Annotated in this window: 1 rRNA gene; it reads right to left on the bottom strand. The window is 53.5% G+C overall.

Annotated elements, in window-relative coordinates:
- Positions 1-51: 51 nt before the first annotated feature.
- Positions 52-1,593: ribosomal RNA gene (locus BBB56_RS23325) — 16S ribosomal RNA — on the bottom strand.
- Between the last annotated feature and the right edge of the window lie 131 nt (positions 1,594-1,724).

The raw sequence follows: 1,724 nt of genomic DNA, 5'->3' as shown, positions 1-1,724 counted from the left end.
TACTTTCTATCAGACAATCTGTGTGAGCACTTCGGACGCAGTATCTACAGGTAAGGAGGTGATCCAACCGCAGGTTCCCCTACGGTTACCTTGTTACGACTTCACCCCAGTCATGAATCACAAAGTGGTAAGCGCCCTCCCGAAGGTTAAGCTACCTACTTCTTTTGCAACCCACTCCCATGGTGTGACGGGCGGTGTGTACAAGGCCCGGGAACGTATTCACCGTGGCGTTCTGATCCACGATTACTAGCGATTCCGACTTCACGGAGTCGAGTTGCAGACTCCGATCCGGACTACGACGCACTTTATGAGGTCCGCTTGCTCTCGCGAGGTCGCTTCTCTTTGTATGCGCCATTGTAGCACGTGTGTAGCCCTGGCCGTAAGGGCCATGATGACTTGACGTCATCCCCACCTTCCTCCGGTTTATCACCGGCAGTCTCCTTTGAGTTCCCGACCGAATCGCTGGCAACAAAGGATAAGGGTTGCGCTCGTTGCGGGACTTAACCCAACATTTCACAACACGAGCTGACGACAGCCATGCAGCACCTGTCTCAGAGTTCCCGAAGGCACCAAGGCATCTCTGCCAAGTTCTCTGGATGTCAAGGCCAGGTAAGGTTCTTCGCGTTGCATCGAATTAAACCACATGCTCCACCGCTTGTGCGGGCCCCCGTCAATTCATTTGAGTTTTAACCTTGCGGCCGTACTCCCCAGGCGGTCGACTTAACGCGTTAGCTCCGGAAGCCACTTCTCAAGGAAACAGCCTCCAAGTCGACATCGTTTACGGCGTGGACTACCAGGGTATCTAATCCTGTTTGCTCCCCACGCTTTCGCACCTGAGCGTCAGTCTTCGTCCAGGGGGCCGCCTTCGCCACCGGTATTCCTCCAGATCTCTACGCATTTCACCGCTACACCTGGAATTCTACCCCCCTCTACGAGACTCAAGCCTGCCAGTTTCAAATGCAGTTCCCAGGTTAAGCCCGGGGATTTCACATCTGACTTAACAGACCGCCTGCGTGCGCTTTACGCCCAGTAATTCCGATTAACGCTTGCACCCTCCGTATTACCGCGGCTGCTGGCACGGAGTTAGCCGGTGCTTCTTCTGCGGGTAACGTCAATCGGCAAGGTTATTAACCTCACCGCCTTCCTCCCCGCTGAAAGTACTTTACAACCCGAAGGCCTTCTTCATACACGCGGCATGGCTGCATCAGGCTTGCGCCCATTGTGCAATATTCCCCACTGCTGCCTCCCGTAGGAGTCTGGACCGTGTCTCAGTTCCAGTGTGGCTGGTCATCCTCTCAGACCAGCTAGGGATCGTCGCCTAGGTGAGCCATTACCCCACCTACTAGCTAATCCCATCTGGGCACATCCGATGGTGTGAGGCCCGAAGGTCCCCCACTTTGGTCCGAAGACGTTATGCGGTATTAGCTACCGTTTCCAGTAGTTATCCCCCTCCATCGGGCAGTTTCCCAGACATTACTCACCCGTCCGCCACTCGCCACCCGGAGAGCAAGCTCTCCTGTGCTGCCGTTCGACTTGCATGTGTTAGGCCTGCCGCCAGCGTTCAATCTGAGCCATGATCAAACTCTTCAATTTAAGTTTGATGCTCAAAGAATTAAACTTCGTAATGAATTACGTGTTCACTCTTGAGACTTGATATTTTTAAAGTCCGGAGACTTTTTGATATCTGCTCCCGAGTGCCCACACAGATTGTCTGATAAATTGTT

Source organism: Candidatus Pantoea deserta (assembly GCF_003813865.1).
In the GTDB taxonomy this organism is placed as follows: domain Bacteria; phylum Pseudomonadota; class Gammaproteobacteria; order Enterobacterales; family Enterobacteriaceae; genus Pantoea; species Pantoea deserta.
Note: the sequence above shows the minus strand (reverse complement) of the source record. Positions and strands in the feature narration are given on the sequence as shown.